Source organism: Peribacillus sp. SIMBA_075, assembly GCF_046534585.1.
Map to the genome: position 1 here is coordinate 1 of NZ_JAWRYN010000010.1, position 26,185 is coordinate 26,185.

Sequence of the window (26,185 nt, forward strand, 5' to 3'; positions counted from 1 at the left end):
TTACATCTATTGAAACATAAAAAAACCCGGATAAGGGACACTTTTTTATGTGTGTCCGTTATCCGGGGTATAGTTCATTAACGGCGGACTTTTTTTCAATTGAGTGCTGTCAAATTTATTTATTCTGTTCAAGGCATTGATAAACCGCCATCATATCTCGTTTGTTCAATTCACGAATTCGGGCGAAAATGGGGATATCGGCAACGGCCTCGGTACGTTCACTTTCAGCCACGGCATCGCTTACTTTCCCTGTCAGCCAGGTTTGCACGTCGATGCTATCTACGATTGCTTTGCGCCCTTCATCATCGATGCCACTGGCATGACAGCTCACACAAGGGATCGTTAATTTATACACACCGTCATGGATGTTATCTTCTGTAATGACTTTCTTCCCATTACAGAATGGACATTTATGAATTGCTTTAATTTTATTGATTTGGGTAACGATTTTTTTGTAGCCAAATGCTTCATAGACATAGGTTAGTTTTTTGTATTTGCCATTGGTGAAGTATTTATCAATAATGGTTTCTCTTGTTTCGTTAATATTGGCAAAGTCACAGATGGTGATCTGGTTTTTGCTGCTGATTGCTTCAATATTGCCTTTAATGCTGTCCCAGAATGGTTGGGTATTTTGAAGAACCACTTCATAGCCGACAAAGCTTGCTAGTTCGAGCTCTAGCATTTTCAATGCCGCTTTTGTTTCACGTGGAAGGAATGAGACATCATCAGTAAGTGCGATATCGCCGCCCACAATTGCTTTTAGTTTTTCCAGTTCCGGCAGCTTCCCTGCAATTTTGATGACTTGATCAATTGGCTGTTGGATGATCTCGCGAATGTCCGTATCACCAAACATCAGCTTTTTATGATGTTTGAGAACCGTTCCTTGACAGACTGGACAGTCGATCATTTCTTTTGTTTCTTTCATCTGCTCTTTAATGATTGATTTCGATACGAAGATATAACGGCCAATGATGAAATTGAATCCTTCCCATGTTCTTGATGCCTTGCCTGCTTTATCATAAAAGGACTTTTCCCAATACCCATATAAGAAGGTATGCTTTTCGGCATCTGTCATCTCATTATAGCTTTTACTAATGTCGTGACCGAGTTCATTCTTGATCTCATCAAACAGGAATTGCAGTTTTGGATGCTGATAATATTTTAATACTTCCATCACGTCCGGATGTAATAAACCATCCCAGAATGGCACGTTTTTGTCTTGTATGACGACATCGAAATCGAATTTTTCAATGACCCGGCGTCCCGAACAGCTTGGACAATGATTTTCTGCAGAATAGAAATCGAAGCTTCTTGTATCCTTATTGGTCGGATGTGCAGCCACTATATGATTAATCATTCCGCCCAATTCATAAAGAAACGTATATTGACTATACAAATGCCGTTCAAGATCGATGGCGATCACAGGTGCAATCGTGTCGGACTCGTACTCCCCATAAATCACGCGAGCGATTGGTGATAAGCTTTTTAAAATGCCGCCCTTATAGACGTTCTCTGCGTTTTTAAAATAGTCCAGATGATTTTCTTGTAAGTAATTGATGCCATTTTTTGAGCGAAGTGTGGAAGTGATTTGCAATGGCTCCACTCGATTTCCACTTTCTTTGTGACGATAATGATCATCATGACTGACAACATCAAGATGTTGGACAGGTTCAAGCTGTCTTTTACCAAAATCCACGATATAATCCGAGCTATCCAGCATATAGCCATTATGTTCAATCATGATGATGGAGACCGATTCATCCTCCAGAATGACCCTGACACTATCGATGAATTGGTTTAAAATATTTTGCGATAACCCTTTTGATGGCTCGTCAAAAATGAACAGCGTGTGCGGGTTTCTTGTCTTCGCAAAAAGCTCGGAAACTAAGTGGACACATTGAAATTCACCCGTCGATAGTGTTTGTGTTTTTCTTTCTAACGTCAAATAACCAAGCCCAAGTTTGATCAATAAACTCAAGCGTTTATGTGCGATGTCTTCAGATGGCAATTCCTCGATGATATCTTCGATTGAACGCTGAAAAATATCATCAATTTCATCACTGTATTTGGTTAGCTTCTTTTTAATATCAAGAAACGTCGCAACGGTTGACCGGCTGGTGATCGATTTGTTTCGGTCCTGCCCGACCATTACAAGCTTATCCTTTGGATATCGCTTCTGAAAATCCTTGGAGATACACTCATTGACAAGTGTAGATTTACCGCAGCCTGACTCACCCGTAAAGGTAATGAGCCTATTCTTGGGAATCCGGATTTCCTTCATTTGAATATTACGGCAGTAAAGATCCTGAAATTGATAGTATTCCGTTGGCGCTGCTTCATTTCGTTCCCAGTTGATTGGTTTAGGCCGCGGTGATTCCTCAACGATTTTCCCGCCATATTTCCCGCTGCCAGGTCCAAAGAACAATTGTTCATCAGTGCTATCTAACACCGTGTCTGAGTGATCAATGAGCCAAATTTGATTTTTATAACCTAATTGCTTAATCTGCTCCAAAATTTTCAAAAGGGTTTGATGATCAAGACCGACGGAGATTTCATCGATGATGATCACGGTATTTTTACTTGTTGCCATGAATTCGGCCAAGTAAAGCCGTGTTAATTCTCCCCCTGATACTGTCCCCATAATACGGTTTAAGCCTAAATAGCCAATATTCATATTGATTATATTTTGGAGAATATGCTGTTTAGCTTCACTAATATGTAATGTCTCTGCAAGTGAAAGGATCGTTTCGATGCTTAAGTTGTTGATATCGGAAATAGTATGCGGGCGATCTAATAATTCAATCGTATATTGCTCGACCTCTTGATTGTAGCGCTTCCCCTCACACTTTGGACATTCGACATTTTTCGTCGTACCGCGTCCTTTACAAGTGGGGCACCAGCCTAAGGCATTATTAAAGGAAAAAACTTCTGGAGAAAGATTGAATTTTTCAGCAAGACAAACACGAATCTCTTTAAACACACCAGTATGTGTGCCAATGGTCGAACGGGGATTGGCGGAAATGGATGATTTGCCGAGAAAAAGGACCAACGGCATTTCTTCCATCTTGATGGCGCTGAAGTTGGTTTCCATAATATTAGGAAATAAATACTGATATTCAGACTTGGGCAATAAGGAAACGAGACGTTTCTTGGATTCTTCCCCAATGGTTTGACAAAAAGTCGTCTTCCCAGAACCGGATAAACCAGCAATTCCTAATGATTGATCGTCTGGCAGTGCTGCATCTAAATGGTTTATATTGTTCGCAATTAATCGATTTATTTTCATTTGTAACTCCTCTCTATTTTATAATGCTCAGTCTTTCATATTAGCACAGCGACAAATGTATTTGGTGTTTTTTTAACGGTAGCTCCATTCTGCTATTCTTTCACATTTCCCTGCTCCAAAAACGTATGATTCATCGACAAAAATCGTGGGCTTAGTGTAGGATATTTTTACAATTCTCTGCAGATTGAGCTTTTTTATAGAATATTAAAGCCCCTCTCGATTAAAAGAAGGGCATTCATTACGAAGTATGACCATATTTTTGCCCAATGCGCTTATTTTGTATTGGACTTTTTTGCCTTGTTTTCAAGCTCGCTTTTTGGCTCAGTGGAGAATTCCACATCTTTTCCATGTCCCTGCGGGTTAACACTTGGTGCGATGCGACCTCGTCCTGTCTTTTTACTCATTTCCTTCACCTCCAAGTATATTATGTCCGAACTGTTATAAATTAAAAACGAGTCCTTCTTTGTAATCCGTAATTCCACTGCTCCTTATCTGTTCATGCATAAAAGATATAGAGTAAAATTGGCCCTTTATCATATGTTATAATATGGTAATTATATACTTATCTTAAATACTGCATAGATAAGTTCAATTTTATGGAGGTGCTTGTATGGTTTCGTATCTATTTACTATAGTTGTAGTTGGCATTATCGGATTGATTGGCTACAGGATGATTTTCAAAAAGAAAACACCTTCTAGCATGTATACACCTTACGATGACATGATTATGGGGAAAAAAGATGATGTTAAAAGAAACTACCATGAACAAGATGCAAAACACTATATCGAATATGAAGAAAAAAGCGATAAAGACAAAAACATTTGAACGAATTTGTCTTTATCCAGCAATTAATTGTTTTGTAAATTTTCAATCTATTTAGCTTGTGTTTATGGGTTTCGGTCACGTTTTCGTTGTTTAATTTAGGGTTTATTATTTTACCATCTGTCTCGCTTCCATAAACAACACCTGGATAAACTTTTTCAGGTTATTGCGGCTCTGGTTGCTTACTTTTTTGCTTTTGTCTTCTAGCTCCAGCATTTTCTTGCGGACTTCCGAGAAATCAAAAAATGTGGAAGAATAGGCTTCGAATTTTGGATTCAGATAATCCGTCAATCCTAATGATGCGATATGGATGAGCGCCTGGTGAAGAGCGCGGCGGACACGCTGCTCAGAGGCTTTCATTTCTTTCTGGATTTCGGCCTCTCCAGCTTGATCTCCCAGCTTTTCAACAGCGATTCCTGCAAAAATTTCCTTTAAATATGGGAACGTGTAGGCAGAACCGAGTCTTTGCTTTTCATTTTGAAGGAATCGTAAAATGTTTAGTAAATCTTCGCTTCCCACTTCGCCAATCATACCTAAATCGGAAATTAAGGAACGTCCGGCTTCCATTATATTTTTTGTATGTGGTGGGGACACGAACGTTGACTTCGGGGCTGTAAATAAGTTCAACGATTGTTGAATGCCCTGGATTGATTGATCCACCAGTACCCGTTTGTTTACTTTTTTTAATATACATGAAATTTCAACTTGGTTCAGCGGTTTTGTAATGTAGTATTCCGCCCCTAATTTATACGCCTCTCCAATCAGGTCCTTCGCCTCCACTTGCGAAATCATCACAAACTTTCCTTGAAATCCATCAGCAAGAGCCCTGATCGTTTCAATTCCGTCCCTGATTGGCATGAGCAAATCAATTAGGACAACGTCTGCTTTTTTTAAATACAACAAGCCATTATTCACTAACGATCCGTCTTCTGCTTCACCCACCACTTTTCCTAAGTCTTCGTCTTCAATCATCTCCGTCAGCATTCCTCGAATGGCAGGATCATCATCTATAATGAAATAATTCATCTCGTTAACCCTTTCTCCATAATCGCATTAATCGGAAGTTCCACGCTGAATACGGTTTCTTTATAGTTATCCATAAGCCTGATATGTCCTCCAAATTTTTCAACAGTTTGTTTCACATATGATAAACCGATACCCGTCGAAGGGTTTCCCGCCTCATCGAATTTCTTTGTATATCCTGCCGTAAAAATGACTTCCTTCTGCCTCGGTGCAATGCCGGGTCCATTGTCACTGATGCAAAACTCCACGGATTGATCTTTCCTTTTCACATGAAGCGATACGTTTCCCTCTTCTTTAATGGCTTCCACTGCATTGGCCAACAAATTATTTATTAATGATAATACCATAAATACATGGTAAGGAGGATGATCCCCATCTATATGCAAGGAAAATGAAATATCTTTGTGAAGGGACTCTGCATATCGTCTATTGGACACGACCATTATGTTACAAAGCTGTTCGATATTCATATATTCCTGCAGGTTTTCGGTAGACATGAGTTCCGATAACCCCGCATAAATCCGCTGGTTATCTTTTTTGATTTCATGTACAAGACCGGCAATCTGCAGCGCCGTTTGCGCATCCCGGCCGTTCGTCTCGTCTGATTTTAACCGACGATAAAAATCATAACATGTGCGGGTGATTTCTTCCGCAGCTTGCATCGTTTTCTTCAGTTGAACCGTTTCTTCATACAAACTTGAAATGAAAAGCAGCATTTGTTCTTTTTGCATGCGCTGCTCTTTTTCTGCGAATTTTGCTTCTCTCAGCTTTAATATATTAAAAAAACCGAGAACGAAAAAGCTTCGAATGAAGGCGATTAACACGAGTTGGTCAATATCTAGCGATGGTGTGTCCTGATTGGCCAAGAAGGAACGGATCACCAATTCCGATACACCTGCAGAAAGCTCGATCAATACCCCTAAAATCCCGATCACAAACGGCTGGTCGTGCCGGTCGTTCATTTTCGTCCTATGAAAGGCAAACGCGTAGATGAAGTAATAGAAAAAGGCGGGAAAATGAAGATACATCGCTTCCCCAACAGATATGTCCCGTATTCCAACTGCCAGTGAAAAACGAAAAACAAACACACTCATCCCCGTTAAAAAGCCTGCAATATTCGGGTTGATTCCCCTCCCCCACAGCAAAAACAAGAAAAAAACGGGGGTTCCCAAACTGACTCTGAATGTATCGTCGAATGGATAAAACTTGAATTCACCCGCAAGAGGCACTGCAATCATAATCAATAGTAATATCCTTATTCTCTCTTTCAATATGGTACCTCCCCAGTCACTTTATAAAAAGATAACACATGAACTGGTAAAAAAGAGAGATGGGTTTTGACTGAAATTTTTATTTTTTCCGGCACTTGTAAGTATCAGTAGGTTCCAGTAGTTTTCAGTAGGTCGATTATAAACTTAGAATAATCTAAATATTGAAAGCGTTAACAAACAATTACATAGGGGGAATTTAAATGAAAAGGTTTGGCTTAGCTACACAAATTTTTGTTGCACTTGTACTGGGTATCGGTGTCGGTGCTTTATTCCATGGCAATGAAACAGCCATGTCCATCATGCAGCCGATTGGCGATATTTTCATTCATTTAATTAAAATGATTGTCATCCCGATCGTCATGGCTGCATTAGTAGTCTCAATAGCGGGAGTGGGCGATATTAAAAAACTAGGGAAATTGGGTGGGAAGACTCTTCTTTATTTTGAGATTGTCACCACAATTGCCATTGTTATTGGAATATTGTCGGCAAACTTGTTCCACCCGGGGTCTGGTTTAGATACAAGCAAGCTTGAAAAAAGTGATATTTCAAAATATGAAGAAACAACAAAGACGGCTGGAAGCGGTGGCTTTGGGGAAACAATTTCTCATATTGTTCCTCAAAATGTATTTGAATCAATGGCTCAAGCCGATTTATTACCGATCATCTTCTTTTCTGTGTTATTCGGCTTAGGTGTGGCTGCGATAGGAGAAAAAGGAAAGCCTATTCTTGGATTCTTTGAAGGTGTATTAGAAGTCATGTTTTGGGTGACGAATCTAGTCATGAAATTTGCCCCCTTTGGTGTATTTGCGCTGATTGGTGTAACTGTTGCTAAATTTGGTATTGCAACATTGGTCCCTTTAGGGAATTTAGTAGTTGCTGTTTATGTGACGATGGTTTTCTTTGTGTTCGTCGTTCTTGGAATTATTGCGAAAATGTCCGGGACAAGCATTTTTGTTATCCTGAAAGTATTAAAGGATGAACTGATTTTGGCATTTACAACAGCAAGCTCAGAGTCGGTATTGCCAAGGCTTATGGACAAAATGGAGAGGTTTGGCTGCCCGAAATCCATTACATCATTTGTTATTCCAACAGGCTATACATTTAATTTGGACGGCTCATCGATTTATCAAGCACTTGCTTCGCTTTTCGTGGCACAAATGTATGGGATTGATCTGTCCATTACACAACAGATTACGTTGTTACTAGTATTGATGTTAACGTCAAAAGGAATAGCTGGCGTTCCGGGTGCGTCATTTGTTGTTATTTTAACGACACTCGGCTCTATGGGACTGCCGGTGGAAGGTGTTGCGTTCATTGCCGGTATCGATCGTATTTTGGATATGGGAAGATCAGCGGTAAATGTCGTGGGGAACTCATTGGCGGCGATTGTCATATCGAAGGCGGAAGGTGAATTTGACCAGGAAAAAGCAAACCATTACGTTGATTCAATTAAACAATCAGACGTAGCATAAACTACATTTTAAAAGAAAAATCAGTACGTGAACTATGCCTGCAGTATGATGTGTTAACAGAGGAAGAGCTTGATCTTATTTTAAATCCTTACTAGATGACAAACCCGGTATTTCTGGGGCTGAGCTGTTTGATAGATCGTAATTTCCGATTTTGATGGCAGATATGGTTGATGAATAACAGGAGTCTGGGAAATTGATATAAAAACCTCCTTTATAGAGAGGGCTTCTAAATTTTAAACAATAGTGATTGGAACATAAGGTGCGAGACTCCTGCGGGAAAAGCGCGTCCAAGGGAGACCCCACAGGCGCAAAGAGCGCAAAGAAGGCTCCCGGACCGCCCGCGGAAAGCGAGTGCCTGGTTTGGAAAGAACGTTCTAACTTTACAAACCCTCAAAAAAACTAAAATCGATTATCGAGTTTGTCTACAGCCTGAAGAGCCCGTCCTTCATACCAGGAACTTATCAAGATCACGAAAAAAACCTGCATAGAACCAAAGTCTACACAGGTTTCAAAAAAGCCGTTTTCCATATTGTATAACCATAAACCAATAATCCTATAATGTAATTACCTTAAACACCCTACTAAGTTGGAGAATCTACTTTAAAGCGCGAGTGTAATTAAATGTGTCTTTGTTTTGAGGAACATCCGGATCTTTTTTCCCGGCAGGCTGTACCGCTCTTCCTGTATTTCCGCTATAGCCTTCTTCCATGGGTCCTGGATAATGATAATGTCCATCATTAACTGATTGAGTTGTTGATTCACCAGTCACCTGGTTTCCTCTCGTTTCCACCTGTTCTTTACCGTTAGTCAATTCATCTCCTCCTTTTCTAAAGATTCTTTATAGTATTTGATAAAAGAACAATAAAATTAAAGAAAAAAAAGGAAGCGCTAATATGTCAGAAGTAAATGCTTCGTTGCATCGTTTTGCAAGAAAGGACTGGGTTCGCCAACCGTATATATTTGTAAGTCATGCATAGCCCTGGTGCATGCGGTGTAGAATAATCTTCGCAGGCTCTCATCACCGTATGTTTGCACAGATGCATCATAAATGATGACAGCATCAAACTCGATGCCCTTGGCCAAATAAGCCGGAATAACAACAACACCCTGTTCATATTCATTTGTGCCTTTCTGTACGAGTTTAATTTCACCAATGATACTAAGGGCATCGTATGCAGCGGCACTTTCGGCAGCGGATTTACATATTATTGCGATGGTATTATATTCACGGCTTTGTAAGTCTTTGACTTTAGACACGATATTGTGGTGCAATTCATCACGGTTTGACACTTGAGTCAGTACAGGCTTCTCACCTTCACGTTCGAATGCCTTAATTCGATGGCCTTCTGGAACTAGTTCACGTGTAAATTCTATAATCTGCTTAGTGGATCTGTAGCTTTGATCCAAGGTTATACTCTCGGTTTCACTTACTCCGTATAAACTGGTAAGAGTCTGGAAATCCACCCGTTCGCTAGCATGTGCAAATATCGCCTGGTTAAAGTCACCGAGCACAGTCATCCTTGCAGAAGGAAACAACCGTTTCAAAAACTCGAATTGAAATGGAGAATAATCTTGTGCTTCGTCTACAAGCACGTATTTTATTGAGGAATTCGTCTGAAATCCTACAATTAGCTCCTTCAGCAGCAAAAATGGAGTCGCGTCTTCGTAATGCAGTTTACCTTCGTCCAGCATTTTTTGCGTTGATATACATATTTCCCTTTCGACAGCTGTTTCACCCTCATTCCACAGTTCACTCCGTATTTGTTCGTCAAAGAGTTGCTTGTATATTCCCTTAATATTGATAAAATGAAGGGCTTCTACCCGTTTGCGTAACGTCTTCAATTTCTTGCGAACAATCATACGCGTGAGAATTTTATGTTCTTTCTCATAATCGTCAAAGGAATCTTCATTTAGGCCGCGTTTTTTCTCTAGGTAGGTGTATACCTTTTGATAGTCTTCTTTGCTTAGGTACTCGATTTCCTCCTGGACCCAAGGTTTTTTCAACTCAGACTTTTCCGTTTCATCAAGTAACTCACATAACCAGTCTTTCAACTTTTCAACCCTATTGTGAAACCTTAGTGTGGTGTCTGTGTTATAAAATCTTTCTAAGATTTGTTTGGCGGAGACGAGCGTTTCCCCCCGAAACTTTAACCCTCTAAAGATCATTCCAGAAAGTTCTAGTGATTGTCTGTATGTTTTGATTATCTCAAAGAAGCGAATCGATGCCTTAAATTGGATACTCGCTGTCCTGGTGCTATAGGAAGGATCATCCGCTGCAGTCAACAAAAATTCTAATTGCTCATAAGGATCCTCAACTTGAAACGAGTCAGTCAGACGATGATCCAAGTATTCCTGGAATGTTACCTGCTGCATATTCTCTTCGCCAAGTTCGGGCAACACATTTGATACGTAGTTATTAAACATTGAGTTAGGGGAGAATAGAATGATTTGGTCGGCTTTTAGCCATTCCCGATTCTTGTAGAGCAAGTAAGCGATCCGTTGGAGGGCAGCTGATGTCTTGCCGCTGCCAGCGGCACCTTGAACAATGAGCAGACGTCCGCGATCGTTCCGGATGATCCTATTTTGCTCCCGTTGAATGGTGGCAACAATACTGTGCATATGCTTATCTGTTCCCTTGCCAAGCACCTGCTGCAGGATCTCATCTCCAATGGTGAGACTCGTATCGAACATTGATACGATAACGCCTCCCTTGATGATATATTGCCACTTTTTCTCCAACATCCCAGATATCACGCCTCCGGGAGTAGAGTATTGTACGGGGCCGGGAGGATAGTCATAATAAACACTCGAAATCGGAGCCCTCCAATCGTAGATAATGAAGTTTTCTCCTGTTGTATCAGTAAGAGTGGAGGTCCCAATATAAATTTGTTCCGTAAGTTCGGACCCTTCTTCAGTGATATCGATCCGGCCGAAATAAGGAACTTCCTGCATGCGGCGCAGTGTAGATAGCCTCTTGTAGGAATATCTATGTGCGCCTTCGCTTTGTGACAAGTCTTGAGCCTGCTGCCTTAAGCCAATGATGGTCTCGAGGTAATCATCGAAAGTATCGATATTAACCTTGAGGTCATCCCAGAAATGTTTACGGATATTAACAACTTCTTTTTTACGCTTTGAAGTTTCTCCTTCAATTTTGCTGATTTGTTTCGTGATTGTTTTTATCACCCCGTCCAAACGTTCTTGCTCCTGCCGAATTTCATCGTTCATATCAGACACTCCTTCAAAAAATAAAAATAGGGGTTGACTAGAGGTGAGCTTTACCTTATACTTATAGTAAGGGATAAACTGTTTTCGTGTATAATTAAATGTGTTTCTATACTAATTTATCATAACTACTGAATTATATCAATGTATATTTCATAACAGTTTCCATAATGAATCGGCGTTTTAAAGTCATTAACCAGTTGAGCAAGTAGCTTGACTGGTTATTTTTTTATGACTAAATACATGTTAGTCATGTTTTTCATAATAGCTGCAACACTCACACCAACGGTTGATTCGTTGTAACGATGAATAATCCGGAACTAAAAAAATGGATAGCCCCAAATAAGGCTATCCAGCTTAATTTATAAATGCTGTCTAAAAGATCACTTTACCTTTACCCCAGATTTGATCAAGGTAGGCGGAGTTTCTCCCTGTAATCCGGCTACAAGGTTGGTTGCTGCCAGCATCGCCATTTTCAGGCGGGTTTCATATGTTGCGGAACCGATATGAGGCAAAGTGACGACATTCTTCATGGAAAGCAATGGATTGTCCTCCTTGACGGGCTCTTGTACAAAAACATCCAGTCCTGCCGCATGAATTTCACCAGTTTTTAGCGCAGTGATCATGGCTTCTTCATCAACGGTTTTCCCTCTTGAACAATTGATGAAGATGGCAGTCTCTTTCATGAGCTTGAATTCTTGTTCCCCCATCATCTTTTCAGTTTGGGGAGTCAGCGGTGTCATCAAGCAGACAAAATCAGATTGCTTTAACAGATCTTCCAGAGAACAGTATGTAGCTCCATACTTTTGTTCTGCTTCTTCGTTTCTAGATCTGTTGTGATAGAGGATGTTCATATCGAATCCAAAACGGGCCCTTTTTGAAACGGCCGAGCCTATTCCGCCCATCCCGATAATCCCTAATACTTTATGATGGACGTCCAACCCAAACGATTTTTCTCCGATATTCGATGTCCATTGCCCTGACTTTACCATTTGATCCATCTCTGGCATTCTTCTCGCTGTGGACAGCATCAAACCCATAATTGTATCTGCGACTGTTTCATTCAATACCTCGGGCGTGTTCGTAGCCATGATTCCGCGATTGGACAGCTCCGTTATATCCAAATTGTCATAACCAACTGACGAATTACAGACGATTTTTAATTGCGGTGCTTGATCCAGTAAAGCTTTATCCACCTTTAATCCTGACCCTAATATACCTTGTGCGTTCTTCAGCTCTTGAAGGAATTCAGAGTGATTTTGTGAGTCAAGACCTTCAAAATAAACGACATCACAAGTCTTTTGAATATAATCCAATACTTCTTGATCCACTTTCTTATAGATGATTACTTTCGGTTTCATCATTAGTACCCTCACTTCCAATAAAGTAGGACCCCATCGGGATCAAATACAGACACATGTATTTTGAAATACCTCTACCTATAATCTACCATTATTTAAAAAAAGGTTGTAGCTAATTGAATGGCGGACCAAACTGCTAAAATGGAAGCTAAAGATAGAATGATATTTTCGAACCAATTGTTTTTATATTTTCCCATCAAGCTTTTTTTATTTGATAGCACCAGCATCCCAATAGCGATAACCGGAAAACCGATGATGTTTATTGCATTTACACCAATTGTCAATGCGATGAAACCAGGCATGCCGGGAATGGACCAAATAAGCGGCGTAACTAATACAAAAATCATAATCCATTTAAACATTGGATCTTTTTCATATTTACCCTTGTACTTTTCGCGTCGGTTTTTATTTATTACATAAAAGGCATCTACTATCAATCTTGGAAAACCAGTTGACTTCCCTACTATACTCGCGAACAATACGCCAAATACACCAAGATAAAAAATGTACCAGCCAAATTGTCCTAACGACATTTGTAATGCCATTGCCAAGTCATCAATCGTTTCCACATGAATTCCCTTCGGTTTTAAAATTTCTGCCCCAACAACCCAAATGGCTAAATTAATCACGATGCAAACTCCGATGGCAAACAGCAAATCATTTCTTTGAACCTTGACATGACTCGGCTTCGTCCAGCCCTTTTCCTTCATGAAATATGGATGTACAAAGTTCGAAATCGATCCTGCCACTGCACCGATAATTGAAATCGCTACCAATAAAGCTCCATGAACGCCAGTATCACTTGGAATGCTAAAACCAACAGTTCCCTTAATGATTTGCCCCACATCCGGTGTTGCTTGAATGGCCAGGAACAAGAAGGCAATGGTCAATAATGCTAAAAGCACTTTCATTACACTTTCAATTCTATTATAAATATTTCTGCCAATAAGCATAAAAACTAATCCTACAACTACCATTGAAGCTAAGAATGGCTGGTTAACATGGAATAAGGTCGATAAAACCTCTCCCGCTCCCTTAATCATATATGCATTAAAAAGATGCCCCATTATTAATGCATAACCAAACATGAAGTAACCGAAGAATGGGTGGATACGTCCATATCCTTCAAGTATGGTTAACCCCTCTGTGTTACAGAGCTGGAATCTGGCGATAACATTAACGATAAGAAAACGAAGGATGAGTGACAGCGCTAAAATCCACATTAAGCTATATCCATAATCTGCCCCGGCTACAGAAGAAGTCACCAGATCTCCAGCTCCAAGCCACGTTAACACGGCAAGTATCCCCGGACCATAAGATGTTTTAAACTGCGTGATGAAGTTGGGTTTCTTACTGACGGCCTCCGGAACAATCACAGTGGATTCAGCAAGGTTTGATTGATTTTTCAAGTTATTCACTCCATTCCAACGAGTAATGTATTCGCTTTCATTTTTTTCTAATGCATTAATACTTTGATAACCCTAGCCATACAGATATTGAAATTATGCCAAGACTTTATGTCATTTCCGAATTGACATAAAGTGTACGCTGCAGTATGTTGTCATGCTTCATGTTGAAGTGAATCAGCTCGTTAAAAAAGCTCCCCTTCCATTTAATTGAATGTTTTGACTATTTACATTGAAATTGTAAGACAAATTAAAATGTAAGTCAATCATAATATTTATATGTTTTTTTAATATCCTTTCATAAAAAAACCTTTTGGCCCTTCGTACTAGATGACAAATCAAGAGAATTGGCGTTGTTGCGGGTTAGAAAAAAACAGGATCATTACCATACGGATAAGGACGTGCGAATAGATTAAAGCCATAAGCGGATAATATAAGCGAAGGAGTGAAATATATGCCACAAGAAAATAACAATGATCCATTTAATAATGACGGGAACCTTGATATAGACCCAACTAATAATCCCACTAATAATAATGATGACAACGATACAATTGACAGACCTGTAATGATTGATGATGGTTTGAACCCAGGATTTCAAAGAGAAGAACGTCCTAGCCCTGATCGTGATATCCCAACAATAGAGGGAGTTGCAAACATTAGAGATCGTTTTCCTTCGGATCATGAGAGACTTATGAGCAGAATCAATCTTGGTGATGCACTAATAAATCGAGAAAATACACATACTGGACGGTATCAAAGATAAAAAGTATATCTTTTAGTGGAAGATTAACCGCGAGAAAAAGCTAAAGACCTGTATAGGCTTTAGCTTTTTATTAATTTTTCATATTTTTTTCCCCACTCTCCCATACTAGCCAGTATCGGAATAAAGCTTTTCCCTATAGGTGTTAACGAGTATTCTACCTTTGGGGGGGACTTCTTTATATACTTCTCTGTGAACCATTTGGTCTTCTTCCAATTCTCTCAACTGACGTGTCATATTCCTTTTGAAATACCTGGTACTGGAATTGAACCTGTGGATCATTTACTATTCGGAAGTATTGGATACCTTGATGAAGAAGCATATAAAGGCATGTTAAAGAAAGTTGAAGATGCAATTAATTCCCATTTCTTGTAAACATATCCTTATGTCGAAAAAGACTGCTCATTTCCGGGATGTCTTGAAAGGTTCTTAACGAACGGATGCTTTACTTATTAGATTATTTACCGTATATAAGTTAAACTTTTTATAAAAAGTTGGTGCAAGTGCTGTGATAAATAAGAGTGAAGTTTTACACATTGTTTTTGGACATCAACTTCTGGTTCGTTGAAAATGAGTCTAAGAGAAATAGGTATGGAAAATGAAGAGCAGGTGATATGTTTTTCAGACATCTTTTCAGTCGGACCTATCTGGAAATTACATGATGAATTTGGAGTGAAACAAAGGATAGATTGGTTCAGAACACGGTATTTATCAGAAGATGATTACTATGAAATGGACTATGGGAAAGATTTTAATAAAACTAAGGATAAAGTTTGTCATGTTCCCGAAGAAGCCACCATCTTTCTTTGGGCAGGAGATAGTTCCCATGAACAAACAGGAGTTAGATATGTTTTGTATTTATTGAAAAATAAGCGAAATAAGATTATTTTAATTAATACGACTAAAGCCTATCATGAACAATTCAAGGATTCGAATAGAGTATACTCCCCTCTTACTACCGGTGGAATTCCTCCGGAAAAACTGAAGTCGATCTACGAGAAAAATAAAACGAACAACCCTATTGCCATCGAGGATAGAAGAAAATTCCATCGAGAATGGGAGGCTTTAGCTGAGGCACAAAATGTATTGCGTATTTGGGAAAATGGTGAAGTGCATGGCGTTGATGAAGATTTTTATGATCCATTCATCATCAACAAGGCAAGTAAATTACACAGCCAGCAAAAGCATAAGGATTTTATGAAAAGTGCAAGATTAGTAGGTGAAGTAATGGGTCATCTAGAACAATATTTAGGAGACGAATTTATTGAATACCGAGTTAGGCATCTAATAAATAACGGTACTTTTGACATAGAGGGTGTCCCTATAGCAATGAGATTCTATAGCATAAAACTACGGTCTTGACGTTTTTTAGATGAATGGATATTCGACTAATATTACCTTCTATTTCTCCTAGAAGGCTTTTCTCCACGCAAGGTTCGGGTAGTATTTTTTGAGAAAAACACTCAAAAAATCTTCACCCCTTTCCCCTTGCACTTCGAAATTTGGCAGGCAGGGACATTTCGCCAAGCTGAACATACTCAAAACAAGGTAAAAAAGTGATAAAAGTTTAGGATTAAACTTTATCACTTTTTTTATTTTTTCTTTTCTACAGAATTCACTATTAGTTAACAATTTGCGAAACGATTTTTATTATTTAATGGTCATTCGGAATTTTCCATTAATCGACAAAATTTATTTAAATTATAAATTTAAATAAATTTATACAAAAACATGAGGAAATAGTACTATTTAATGGTAGAATAATAGTATTAAAGGGGGAGGAAAAAGTGAGATACCTATCAATAGTATCAGTATTTTTATTTTCTTTTAGTTTTACAACAATAGGATTTGCTGAGGAAAATGGTACAAACGTTAGTGAAGAAATACTAACCCAAGAAGAGTTAGATTATCTTGTAAATGAAGTTGGCAATACTCCAGAAGAAGCCGAGGAGTTACCTGTTGAAGTTGCAAGACAATTAATTGAAGAGGAGGCTCAACTTATAGATTCTGGATCAGAAATTATGGATATAGAACCAGAATCTATTAAACCAGGGCAAGTTAGTATTTTTGCCACTATCGCTGCAACAACTATAAAACTAGGTGGAACTGTATATAAAGTAACTAGTGATCGTTCAAAAGAAGATAAATTTTATATGTACGGTAACTTTCAATGGTTAAAAACACCTTCATATAATTTAGTTGATAAAATGACTATTGGTTTCCCTTCAAGTTCAGGACTGTATCTGCCAACTAGTGGAGGAAAAGTAACACAACACCAACACAGATATTCTCAAGATCAACAAGGAAATGGACGTTGGATTGATTATGCAATCAAGTATTCTCCAAGTAATTGGGAACCAAGTGCTGGTGTGGCTGGTTCATATGATTTAAAAGCTTCTACTAGTAAAACTAAGCATAAAGGGTATATTGGACAATACGTATATGTTCCCACATCCAAAAATGGTAAAATAAACATAAAAATAGAATATGGTCATAAAAGAATTTCTGGTACACCTTCTGTGTCAGTTTATCCGGCCGGTTTATCTATTACACCAACTCAAACTACAGATACTAGGTCATATGCATTAACTCTGTCTTATTGATCTGTTGTTAGAATGGGAGGGGCTATGAGGCAAATCATTATTAATTTTATTTTTATTCTAGTAATATCAGTAATTTTATTTTTTATACTTAGCTATAATGCATCTTTAGATAGTGATTATATGTTGTCTTTTTTAATTATAATTTTCCTACAAGTGTCATTAATAGTAGCTATTCTGTTAAAAAGAAGATAATAGAAGGGTTTGTCTAAGTCTTTAAAATGAAGCGCAAGAAAAAAATGAATATTACCGTTGCGAAAATGAAACGGTATGGATAAAATGTTTCTCTACCTTCTCCATTGAAAAAGACCGCTGGTGCCCACAAGATCCCTGGGGAGGGGGAATACTATGAGTAACAAAATTATATATTATATCCCGCCTGTAACGCCGATTTCTTCACCAGTGATGGCTGCTGCACCTTTTATGTAAAGTAGCAATCTAAATACAAAGAGACCTTTCTTTTAAAAGGTCTCTTTGTATAAGCTTTATTTTTCACAAGCGATCAAGTCTTTGTCACGATCGCTTTTTTTATTGGCATCATATAGGGCCTTTGAAACGTGAGGTTTGTATTTCGTTTTTCCTCCTTTATTTTTAACGGAAGATGTACGAGCTACTCCTCCTTTGTAGTCTTTATTCAATTCCGTACAGTTTTTATACGTCTTCACCTTTGTTTTGGCACCGGCAACATCATTCGCGCCAAACGAGAGACCCAAAACTAGTCCAAAAGATAGTAAAATAGCAAATAATTTTTTCAAAATATATACACCCTTTCCTAAATATTAACTTTTCCCTAATCATAATGTATCATTCCACTTTTTACAATACCAATGTTTCCATATTTTTTTATATTTTTATGTATGTACTAGTTCACTTCAGATGCTATTCCATCAGCTTTAAAGTTCATAGCTATATCATCCGCCAGACCAAACGAAAAAGCCACCGATCCCCCGGTGGCTTCTCCCTTAAGCTGGTTTCTTATAATGCCCTATATCTACTTCAAGCGGGATATTCGCTGCCCGTTGCTTCTTGGCTGCTACGAAGAAGGTGGCGACTAGTGCGGCGCTAATGATGGCTCCTATGATATAGGAGATATCCATCGATAGTCTGAATCCGATTTGTGCGTTTAGGATGTAGACAAGTACTGTGTAGAGCATGAATATTCCTGGCAGTAAGGATACCCAGTAGTTTTTCTTGGCGATATATAGGTACATGGCTCCAACGAATAGGGCTATGACAGCTGTTGATTGGTTGGCCCATGAGAAGTAGCGCCATAGGATATTGAAGTCGATTTGTGTTAGGGCAATTGAGATGATGAACAGCGGGACGGCGATGATTAGGCGGCTGCTCATTTTCAGTTGCGGGAATTTAACATAATCGGCAATGATCATTCGCGCACTTCGGAAAGCGGTGTCTCCTGAAGTGATTGGCAGGACGATAACACCAAGTACTGCAATGGTTCCGACAATGGCTCCAAGTGTTACTGTTGCTGCTTCACTTACGATCAGTCCAGTTCCGCCTGTTGCAAGAAGTTCGTTCAGACCAACTGGTCCATCAAATAAGCTCATGGCAGCCGCGGCCCAGATCATGGCGATGATTCCTTCAGCAATCATCATTCCATAGAAAATTTTCCGGCCTTGTTGTTCATTTTGGGTCGTACGTGAGATGATTGGCGATTGCGTCGCATGGAAGCCCGATAGTGCTCCACATGAGATCGTTAGAAATAATAGTGGGAAGATGGGAATATTGTCAGGATGTAAGTTGGATAATGTTAGTTCTGGAATTGGTGCTTGTTGAAAAATTAAGGCTCCGCCCACTCCAACTGAACTGATTAAAAGTAAGGCACCGAAAATTGGATAAAATCTACCGATGATTTTATCGATCGGCAATAGTGTCGCTAAAATATAATATAGGAAAATCGCAACCGTGATCAGCGTTAAGCTGACCGTTCCGTTCATTAAGTTATGAAGCAATGCTGCTGGTGACGTGACGAACACTGTACCCACCAGAATCAATAATAGAATAGCAAATGCATTTACGACGTGCTTCATCACTTTTCCTAAGAACTTTCCTGCAAGTTCTGGTAAATGTGCTCCACGATTCCTGATGGAAATCATCCCTGTAAGATAATCGTGAACCGCTCCAGCAAAGATACAGCCAATTACGATCCAGATAAAGGCGACAGGACCGTATAAGGCACCCATGATCGGACCGAAGATTGGTCCAACGCCTGCGATGTTCAATAATTGAATCAATGAATTTTTACTTGTGCTCATAGGCAAGTAATCGACACCATCCTGATTCGCATAAGCCGGTGTTGGCCTTTCCGATTTGACTCCAAACATTTTTTCGATGAATTTACCATATGTGAAATATCCGAGTATTAATAGAATGACTCCGGCTATAAATGTATACATCTATATAACCTCCTTTGTAATCGCTTACAAGTAGTATAAAGGAGGAATAGACAGAAAAGAGCGAATTCTTTGTATCATGTCGATTTAGTAAGTTAAGATGTTCATTTTGCTAATTAAGATGTAAAAAGTTCGCAAATTAGTCACATTTACTTATAGTTCTAATGTAGCTCGGAAAGCTTTCGCATAGTTTCGGCTTACGGGAAGCAACTCATCGCGTCCATTCAGCTCCAGCTGGTAAGCACCGTTAAACCATGGAGTAAGACGCTTTACATAGTCTAAATGCACCAAGTGGCTTTTATGGATCCGGAAAAATGGAAATTCCCTCAACCTTTCTTCAAGTTCTTTAACCGTCGTTTTCACTTCATATTCTTGTTCTGTCGTAACGATTTTCGAAACTTTATCTTCGCGTGAAATGTAAATGATGTCATTTGGATGGATGTATAGAATTTCTCCCTCCACCTCGACTGCCAGCCTCCCTGCTGATTTGACCGGCTTGTTATCCTCTGGCTTAAGACACAATTTCTCAAGACGCCTTATCGTTTCTGCTAGTTGATCTTCATCATAAGGCTTTAATAAATAGTCTACTGCATCCAACCGAAAAGCCTCTACTCCAAACTGAGGATATGCGGTTGCAAAAACTAGTTTCGGGACATTTTTCAATTCGCGTAAAGCCTTCGCTGCATCCATGCCATTCATGATCGGCATTTCAACATCGATGAAGATCGCGTCCGGCTGCATTTGCATCGTCTTTAGGATTGCTTGTTCTCCCGATTCCCCCTCACCAATTACGTCAATGGACGGATGTTGCTTCAATAGATGAATCAATTCCTCCCGGCTATAGCGTTCATCATCGATGACCAGTGTTCGAATGGCTGCATTCATATTCTCACCTGCTTTCTTCCATTATTCCCTTTGGAATCATAAAGGATATTTCCGTTCCCTTTTCATGCTCACTTTTTATATGTAAAGCGGAGTCCTGACCCAACATCATCGTAAGACGTTTATTAACATTATAAAGCGCTATGCCTGTACCGCTTTTCGATACAATCATTTCATGACCTAGCTTCGGTAATTGTTCAGGATCGATTCCGGTACCATTATCTTTGATGACAATCCGAACATGTGAAGCAGATTCATTTTTTGCTTTAACAGTAATCAAGCAATCTTCCGTTTTGTTCTTAAATCCATGGTGTATGGCATTTTCGATTAATGGCTGCAGCGTAAGTGGGGGAATTTTGGCCGATAACACTTCTTCATCAACGCTATACGTAATCTGCAATTTATCGACGAACCGCATTTTTTCAATATTCGCATAAGACTGGACATGCTGAATCTCTTCTGATAATGTAGTCCATTCCTTCGTTGTTCCTGCAAGGTTCTGTCTGAAATACTGAGATAAACTCAGCAGCATTTTCCTGGCTTTGTTCTGATCAATTCTCGTTAATGATATGACAGTATTCAAGGCATTGAAAAGGAAATGCGGATTGATTTGAGCTTGAAGGGCCCTAATTTCGGCCTCCCGTGCCAGTTCATGTGCTTCATCAAGCTGTGACACTTCCAATTGATAACTAAGCAGCATGCTAAGTCCTGACATTAGCTCTATATCTACATTATTAATTTCTTTTTCATTACGGAAATATAATTTTAATGTACCGACTGTCTTGTTCCCTTGTTTAAGTGGCCCTATAATTACAGCTTGAAGCGGACAATTTGATACTTGGCAATGAATATCCCGCTTACCTACAACAATTAAGTCCCCACCTTCAATCACTTGGCGTGTAATCTCTGTCTGCAGCGGACGCCCCGGAGAGTGATGGTCGCCCCCTAACCCGATATGGGCGAGGATTTTCGTTTCATTGGTAATGGCAATCGCACTTGCCTTCACTTCTTCGAATAAAATCCTGCATACGGCTGTCGCAGACTGTTCATTCATTCCTTGGCGCATATAACCGAGTGTTTTCCTCGCAATTCTCAACGATTTCTGTGCCTGCAGGGCGGCTGCCTTTTCCTCTTCGTTTACGACACTTTTTATGATTAATAAAAATAAAGCACTGCCTAAGCCGTTTGCAATGATCATCGGAATGCCAATATGCTCTACAATGGAGAGTGCCTTATCGAATGGCTTGGACATTAGAACGATAATGATCATCTGAATCGACTCTGCCGCTGCCCCAATCATGAAAGCAGTCAAAAGCTTGACATGCTTATTTATTTTGAAGAAAAGTCCAGCAAGCAGCCCCGCCACGATTGTTGCAAACCCGCATGCTAACGCCGTGAATCCACCTAACATAAATCTGTGGATACCCGCCACCAAACCGGCCCCCAATCCAATGGGCCAGCCGCCGAATAAACCGGCAAGAACGACACCGATGACACGAGAATTGGCAATGGCTTCATCTTCCCCGACCGTATTGACCCATCGACCCGTTTCAAGTGAATCAAAGTTTATTGTTAGACCTGTATAGGTGCCTATAATGCCAAATACACCAAAAAACAGGATCGCCTTAACACGCTGTTTTCTATTTAAATTATCTTCATTTAACATTTGCCGAAAAAAGCGAAAACGTGTCACGATAAAAGCGATCGTCACGATAATACCGAGTCGCTCTGTCATGATGATCAATAATTCAAAGATGATGTCACCCCCAATAACTCTATATAACTCTATTGTCAGGTAGCTTGTACTCTGCGCAATGCACTTCTTTATTATACTCTGGATGCATTTGTTCTCCACATCTCTTTTCACATGTACCTTGGAATTCAGGGTGATTTTTATAACAATATATAAAAAGTTCAAGTTAGAATGAAGCTAAGATCGTCAAAAGGATGATAACATGTTGATGCCCTTGAAGAAAGACTTTAATCTATCAACTGAGAAGACATTGAAACCTTAAAGAATCCGTTCAAAACAAAAAGGAAATGATCCAATATTTGCATTATGCTGACGGAAGAGTTCCTTCTGTTTGATCGTAGTAGACACATTTAAAAGCATGATTTCAGAAGAAACCATGCTCTTATATCACAATTATTATCCCTTCCCTTTCACCCTGTAATGAACCTCCCCAGGTTCTTTGCAAAAGGTGATTCCGCTTCCCGGCTCGTAATAAAAGGTTTTTTTGCCCAAAGAGCGTCCATGGAAGGTCGTATGCAGATAGGATGCTTGGTCCCTTTTGAAGGCAAGCTGATTTTTGCTTAAGGATACAGGAAGGCAATGGCCATAGTCTGTGTGGACCAATGTTTCTTTTTCGTTCATTTCCTCGAGGTCACTAATGTGAATGTAGGAAAACCAGACCCCTCCTCTTTTCCGGAATGAGCGGGAGGAGAACCAGACCATTCCCAGCTGGGCATTTATGCAGACGGGCAGCCTGTATTTACCGCCAAGTACGGATTTGGCTGCTGCAAGACCGCCATCCAGATCCAAGCCAAAGTGGTTTAGCGTGTTATTCAGGATTTCCTGGCGCGGTTGTGCAACATGGAATGTGTTCTCTCCCTCCACTACCGTCGTCATCTCGACACCATTTGAATCGTAACGCTCCATCATTCCCACCGTTTCCATATTCAATAAATAGTTTTTTCGTATCATCATTCCATTCACTCCCCATTTCACTATTCATTTTTTAGGAGTATACTGGTAAAGAGGCAGGTATACTCCTGCTCGCAAGCCCTTAGGTGATTGTCTGACCGGACGTACTCACCTAGGGGTTTTTTACTGTTTTCAAAATCACATTTTCCTCACCTCCTCAACAGCTATACAGCCAACGCACCAGCTCTTCGATATTGTTTTTATCTTTGCTTAGGTGAAATAATGGCGGCCGTCCTTTGTACGTTCCTTTAAACTCCTTCCAAATGGGATTGGCAGGGCTCCAGTCCACCTCTTTCAATTTTGACATTCTCGTGGAAATCAGCTGTTGTCTTTGTTCGATATGCTGGTTTTCCATATTGTCATTGGCATAAAGCGCAACGGCAACGAAAAGAGGGTAGCTGGCAAGCATGCATTTTGTGTAGTCTCCCATCTGTTCGGCCGGGTATATGTCGAATAGTTCATTAAGATATAAATGAATGAGTGTGATGTATTCACTGTTAGAAAGCGGACTTGATGAAACTTTCTCTTCGATGTTTACGTGTACCTTCCCAGTCATGAAGATGCCGATGACCTGCCTCAATTGCGATAGCGATAGCAGGTTTTTATTGCCTGGTCGATTGATGGAACGCTTTTCAAGTTCGACACCGGCTGTTTTTAACGATTGATGAGTTTGAAGCACCTGATTGGTAATGACGTTGAGGTTGTTTCGCGAGTCGAATGAAATCCGTTTGGAAAGGGCCACTTTCTTGCCTTTTAGATTGAGATCCAGATAGAGCTGGGATTCTTCCGCTTGTGTAAGCCCTTCAAATACTTGGATGGCAATCGAGCTTTCCTTCATGAGTGAATCCAGTTCGTAAGCTTGTTTCACTTTTTCTTCATCCTTCTTTAACGCTTTAAGGATACTGTCCTCCAATTGTGCAAAGGCCGCAATTCGTTGGGTTCCATCGATGATCGATAGTTCGAACGCTTCTCCATTAAGGATGGTTCCTTCCCTGCTGTTGGCTACGAGTGGTGGCAGATAGATATTTTTCGTTAAAGCATTGTCCAACAGATAATTCTTGATCGACCGGACCCGCAGCTGGTTGATTTCCCTAGTGGCGATTTGTCCATTGCGATACATGTGGACCAGTTCCATGATTGAGTAGGAAACCATTTTCCTTCTTTTCCGGTCCAATTCACCTAGAATCATGCAGCCATCCTCCTTCCTGTTCTATTTTTCGTTTGAACACGAGAGCCGTTTTCTGGATGGCGTTTGTAGTCGAATGGTTTTTGACTCTTTTTTTAAAGGGATCGTAGATGTGTGAAAACAAGGGATCCTCATGCTTCCATGTGCAGGCTTCTTTCAATGGCAGCATGTGATCGATTGCTTCTTCATAGGGGATTTCATGATGTTTGTGAAGTTGGTGGATTGTTAGGGCAAGGGCTATTTGAATGCCGGAATAGCCGGATGTGAATGTTTTCCGGTCTGCCATCTTCTTCGGAAAGATTTCCAGCCATGATTCGAAAAATGCGGTTGCGATGCAGATGATTTCGTCTTTGGTTACATCACCATAATTGGCTTTGCCCGTTTTCACGGAGACGTTTCCTTCAAATAAAGCGATAAGGCAGCGCCTCATGATCGTCAGCGAAGTCAACGCCGTACAGTTCACGGTTATCCTCGAAAGGGTGGCTTCTATCTCCATCTCACTTTCTAATATCCTGGCAATGTCCCGTGTCAGTTCTGCATATTCATCCCGCTGATCGTACTTCATCACCAATCCTATATGCGGCTCTTTTCGCTTCGTATTAATATCATTGAATAGCTGTCTTTCTTCATGCGTTTCCAGATTTAAATAGATTTGAATGGTGACGGGGTAGGTCTTTAACTTATCAATTTGATTTTGAAGCTTTTCCGCTTGCTTAAAGTTACCGATTTCTTCTTCCGCTTCCTTCCGCGCCCTTAAGTGACTGATGGCTGAAATTAGGGCATAGGTCCTGTGCTGACCATCAAGTATGTATATTTTGCTTCCTGGCGGCAGTTCTCCGCCATCGTTCACTTCCTTGATCGCTCCCCTGCTCGAGAAGATGAACGGGGAAAAGTAAAAGTCCCCTTCCGATACAGAAGCGATGATGAACTCCCTGATTTCAGTCCTTCTATTGAGATCAAGCTTTCTTTGAACCGCCTCATCGACTTCGAATATTGCCTCCAATGTGGAGAATTGGATTTGCGAGATCAATATGCTCTTCCCGAATTGGGTACAGCTATTTCCGGGTATCGTCACTTTCATTTCTTGATATGTCATTCACTTCACCTCTCTGTGACCATTATCCTATTTTATGCATTTTTTGTAAAACCGCTCTGTTTGTTCCTCTATCAAAATTCGTTCCCTATTGTGACTCAATTACCTGTTTGACTGGCTAACTCTTTACAAGCTCTCATTAAAGAGCTATACTTTCCAATTTCCTTTTCAAATCTGCTACTCTATATCGATATTTCCTTGTTATTTTGTGTCCATTTAAAGAACAAACTGCCAAAATCCATGTAAAAAGTGAAATGAAATGACATTTTTGTGAAGTTTTAAGAACACGTAAAAAAAGTCTATCTGAATGATAGACTTTTTTCTTCTAAATTTGATTAAAGTTAATCTATTCTGCCATCTTTATTTCAATGGCTAAGTTACGTAAGTAATCCAATAAGGGCCGTATTTCCTCCGGGGCTGTTGTGTCAGTAAATGAGAAGGACTGTTTCTGCTTTTCATCGGCTATATCCAGCTTGTATGAAAACGAGTCCGCTCCTTGGGCTTTGGCTCCAGCCATTTTACTTAGGTGGGCATTAGGAAGGTCAGCTGTCTTCAATAAATTCAGTAATTCCTCATTTTTTCCCTCTGGCAATTCATCTGTGTCTATCTTAAAGTTCAAGTCGAGGTTGGCAAATCCCCCTATGCAGCTAAATTGGATATGCATGTTAAATGAAGCCTCCTA

21 protein-coding genes and 2 pseudogenes are annotated in these 26,185 nt (G+C 39.9%); 6 read left to right on the forward strand and 17 right to left on the reverse strand.

The window, feature by feature from the left end:
* Positions 1-115 precede the first annotated feature (115 nt).
* Both SB775_RS10060 and sspL read right to left on the reverse strand, forming a co-directional pair.
* Positions 116-3,286, reverse strand: coding sequence for an ATP-binding cassette domain-containing protein (locus tag SB775_RS10060; protein ID WP_410861493.1), 3,171 nt, complete (start codon positions 3,284-3,286; stop codon positions 116-118).
* A gap of 272 nt (positions 3,287-3,558) precedes the next feature.
* Positions 3,559-3,690: a small, acid-soluble spore protein L gene (sspL, locus tag SB775_RS10065; RefSeq protein ID WP_061464729.1), complete on the reverse strand. Its 132-nt coding sequence runs from the start codon at positions 3,688-3,690 to the stop codon at positions 3,559-3,561.
* Between the two features lie 206 nt (positions 3,691-3,896).
* Between sspL and SB775_RS10070 the strand changes: the two genes are divergently transcribed.
* A complete protein-coding gene (locus SB775_RS10070) occupies positions 3,897-4,112 on the forward strand; it encodes a DUF3951 domain-containing protein (protein WP_410861494.1) in 216 nt (71 codons plus the stop codon).
* Between the two features lie 105 nt (positions 4,113-4,217).
* Here the strand turns inward: SB775_RS10070 and SB775_RS10075 are convergent, their stop codons facing one another.
* Positions 4,218-5,135 carry a response regulator gene (locus tag SB775_RS10075; RefSeq protein ID WP_410861495.1) on the reverse strand — a complete coding sequence of 306 codons (918 nt, stop codon included), beginning with the start codon at positions 5,133-5,135 and terminating at the stop codon, positions 4,218-4,220.
* Positions 5,132-6,403 carry a sensor histidine kinase gene (locus tag SB775_RS10080; RefSeq protein WP_410861496.1) on the reverse strand — a complete coding sequence of 424 codons (1,272 nt, stop codon included), beginning with the start codon at positions 6,401-6,403 and terminating at the stop codon, positions 5,132-5,134. Before SB775_RS10080 ends, SB775_RS10075 begins: the two co-directional genes overlap by 4 nt.
* Positions 6,404-6,603: 200 nt before the next feature.
* On the opposite strand from SB775_RS10080, the gene SB775_RS10085 reads away from it, so the two are divergent.
* A complete protein-coding gene (locus SB775_RS10085) occupies positions 6,604-7,875 on the forward strand; it encodes a cation:dicarboxylate symporter family transporter (protein WP_410861497.1) in 1,272 nt (423 codons plus the stop codon).
* Positions 7,876-8,470: 595 nt separating this feature from the next.
* Here the strand turns inward: SB775_RS10085 and SB775_RS10090 are convergent.
* The 4 genes from SB775_RS10090 to SB775_RS10105 all read right to left on the reverse strand — a co-directional run bounded on the left by SB775_RS10090 (position 8,471) and on the right by SB775_RS10105 (position 13,867).
* Positions 8,471-8,686 carry a hypothetical protein gene (locus SB775_RS10090; RefSeq protein WP_410861498.1) on the reverse strand — a complete coding sequence of 72 codons (216 nt, stop codon included), beginning with the start codon at positions 8,684-8,686 and terminating at the stop codon, positions 8,471-8,473.
* A 77-nt stretch (positions 8,687-8,763) separates the two neighbouring features.
* On the reverse strand, positions 8,764-11,100 hold the full coding sequence (gene helD, locus SB775_RS10095; protein WP_410861499.1) for an RNA polymerase recycling motor HelD: 2,337 nt from the start codon (positions 11,098-11,100) through the stop codon (positions 8,764-8,766).
* Positions 11,101-11,480: 380 nt separating this feature from the next.
* Positions 11,481-12,458, reverse strand: coding sequence for a 2-hydroxyacid dehydrogenase (locus tag SB775_RS10100; protein WP_410861583.1), 978 nt, complete (start codon positions 12,456-12,458; stop codon positions 11,481-11,483).
* Positions 12,459-12,553: 95 nt separating this feature from the next.
* A complete protein-coding gene (locus tag SB775_RS10105; RefSeq protein ID WP_410861500.1) occupies positions 12,554-13,867 on the reverse strand; it encodes an Nramp family divalent metal transporter in 1,314 nt (437 codons plus the stop codon).
* A gap of 451 nt (positions 13,868-14,318) precedes the next feature.
* On the opposite strand from SB775_RS10105, the gene SB775_RS10110 reads away from it, so the two are divergent.
* On the forward strand, positions 14,319-14,630 hold the full coding sequence (locus tag SB775_RS10110) for a hypothetical protein (RefSeq protein WP_410861501.1): 312 nt from the start codon (positions 14,319-14,321) through the stop codon (positions 14,628-14,630).
* A gap of 59 nt (positions 14,631-14,689) precedes the next feature.
* On the opposite strand, the pseudogene SB775_RS10115 reads toward SB775_RS10110, so the two are convergent.
* Positions 14,690-14,887, reverse strand: a pseudogene (locus SB775_RS10115) (winged helix-turn-helix transcriptional regulator); the annotation flags it as partial.
* A 1-nt stretch (position 14,888) separates the two neighbouring features.
* On the opposite strand from SB775_RS10115, the pseudogene SB775_RS10120 reads away from it, so the two are divergent.
* From SB775_RS10120 to SB775_RS10130, 3 genes and pseudogenes are all read left to right on the forward strand, one after another.
* Positions 14,889-15,002, forward strand: a pseudogene (locus SB775_RS10120) (NAD(P)H-dependent oxidoreductase); the annotation flags it as partial.
* Positions 15,003-15,218: 216 nt separating this feature from the next.
* Complete coding sequence (locus tag SB775_RS10125; RefSeq protein ID WP_410861502.1) at positions 15,219-15,989, forward strand: DUF1835 domain-containing protein; 771 nt, start codon at positions 15,219-15,221, stop codon at positions 15,987-15,989.
* 425 nt (positions 15,990-16,414) lie between these two features.
* Positions 16,415-17,230 carry a hypothetical protein gene (locus SB775_RS10130; protein WP_410861503.1) on the forward strand — a complete coding sequence of 272 codons (816 nt, stop codon included), beginning with the start codon at positions 16,415-16,417 and terminating at the stop codon, positions 17,228-17,230.
* Between the two features lie 482 nt (positions 17,231-17,712).
* Here SB775_RS10130 and SB775_RS10135 read toward each other — a convergent pair whose 3' ends face one another.
* The 8 genes from SB775_RS10135 to SB775_RS10170 all read right to left on the reverse strand — a co-directional run bounded on the left by SB775_RS10135 (position 17,713) and on the right by SB775_RS10170 (position 26,167).
* Positions 17,713-17,982: an excalibur calcium-binding domain-containing protein gene (locus tag SB775_RS10135; RefSeq protein ID WP_089362980.1), complete on the reverse strand. Its 270-nt coding sequence runs from the start codon at positions 17,980-17,982 to the stop codon at positions 17,713-17,715.
* A 207-nt stretch (positions 17,983-18,189) separates the two neighbouring features.
* A complete protein-coding gene (locus SB775_RS10140; protein WP_061464749.1) occupies positions 18,190-19,641 on the reverse strand; it encodes a carbon starvation CstA family protein in 1,452 nt (483 codons plus the stop codon).
* Between the two features lie 150 nt (positions 19,642-19,791).
* On the reverse strand, positions 19,792-20,523 hold the full coding sequence (locus SB775_RS10145; protein WP_410861504.1) for a LytR/AlgR family response regulator transcription factor: 732 nt from the start codon (positions 20,521-20,523) through the stop codon (positions 19,792-19,794).
* Between the two features lie 4 nt (positions 20,524-20,527).
* Positions 20,528-22,276 carry a LytS/YhcK type 5TM receptor domain-containing protein gene (locus tag SB775_RS10150; protein WP_410861584.1) on the reverse strand — a complete coding sequence of 583 codons (1,749 nt, stop codon included), beginning with the start codon at positions 22,274-22,276 and terminating at the stop codon, positions 20,528-20,530.
* Between the two features lie 393 nt (positions 22,277-22,669).
* Positions 22,670-23,227 carry a competence protein ComK gene (locus tag SB775_RS10155; RefSeq protein WP_061464751.1) on the reverse strand — a complete coding sequence of 186 codons (558 nt, stop codon included), beginning with the start codon at positions 23,225-23,227 and terminating at the stop codon, positions 22,670-22,672.
* A gap of 154 nt (positions 23,228-23,381) precedes the next feature.
* Complete coding sequence (locus SB775_RS10160; RefSeq protein ID WP_410861505.1) at positions 23,382-24,413, reverse strand: DNA sulfur modification protein DndB; 1,032 nt, start codon at positions 24,411-24,413, stop codon at positions 23,382-23,384.
* Positions 24,400-25,506 carry a DNA sulfur modification protein DndB gene (locus tag SB775_RS10165; protein WP_410861506.1) on the reverse strand — a complete coding sequence of 369 codons (1,107 nt, stop codon included), beginning with the start codon at positions 25,504-25,506 and terminating at the stop codon, positions 24,400-24,402. Before SB775_RS10165 ends, SB775_RS10160 begins: the two co-directional genes overlap by 14 nt.
* 343 nt (positions 25,507-25,849) lie before the next feature.
* The gene (locus SB775_RS10170; RefSeq protein WP_061464759.1) at positions 25,850-26,167 is read right to left on the reverse strand and encodes a protealysin inhibitor emfourin; all 318 of its coding nucleotides are present in this window, start codon (positions 26,165-26,167) and stop codon (positions 25,850-25,852) included.
* Between the last annotated feature and the right edge of the window lie 18 nt (positions 26,168-26,185).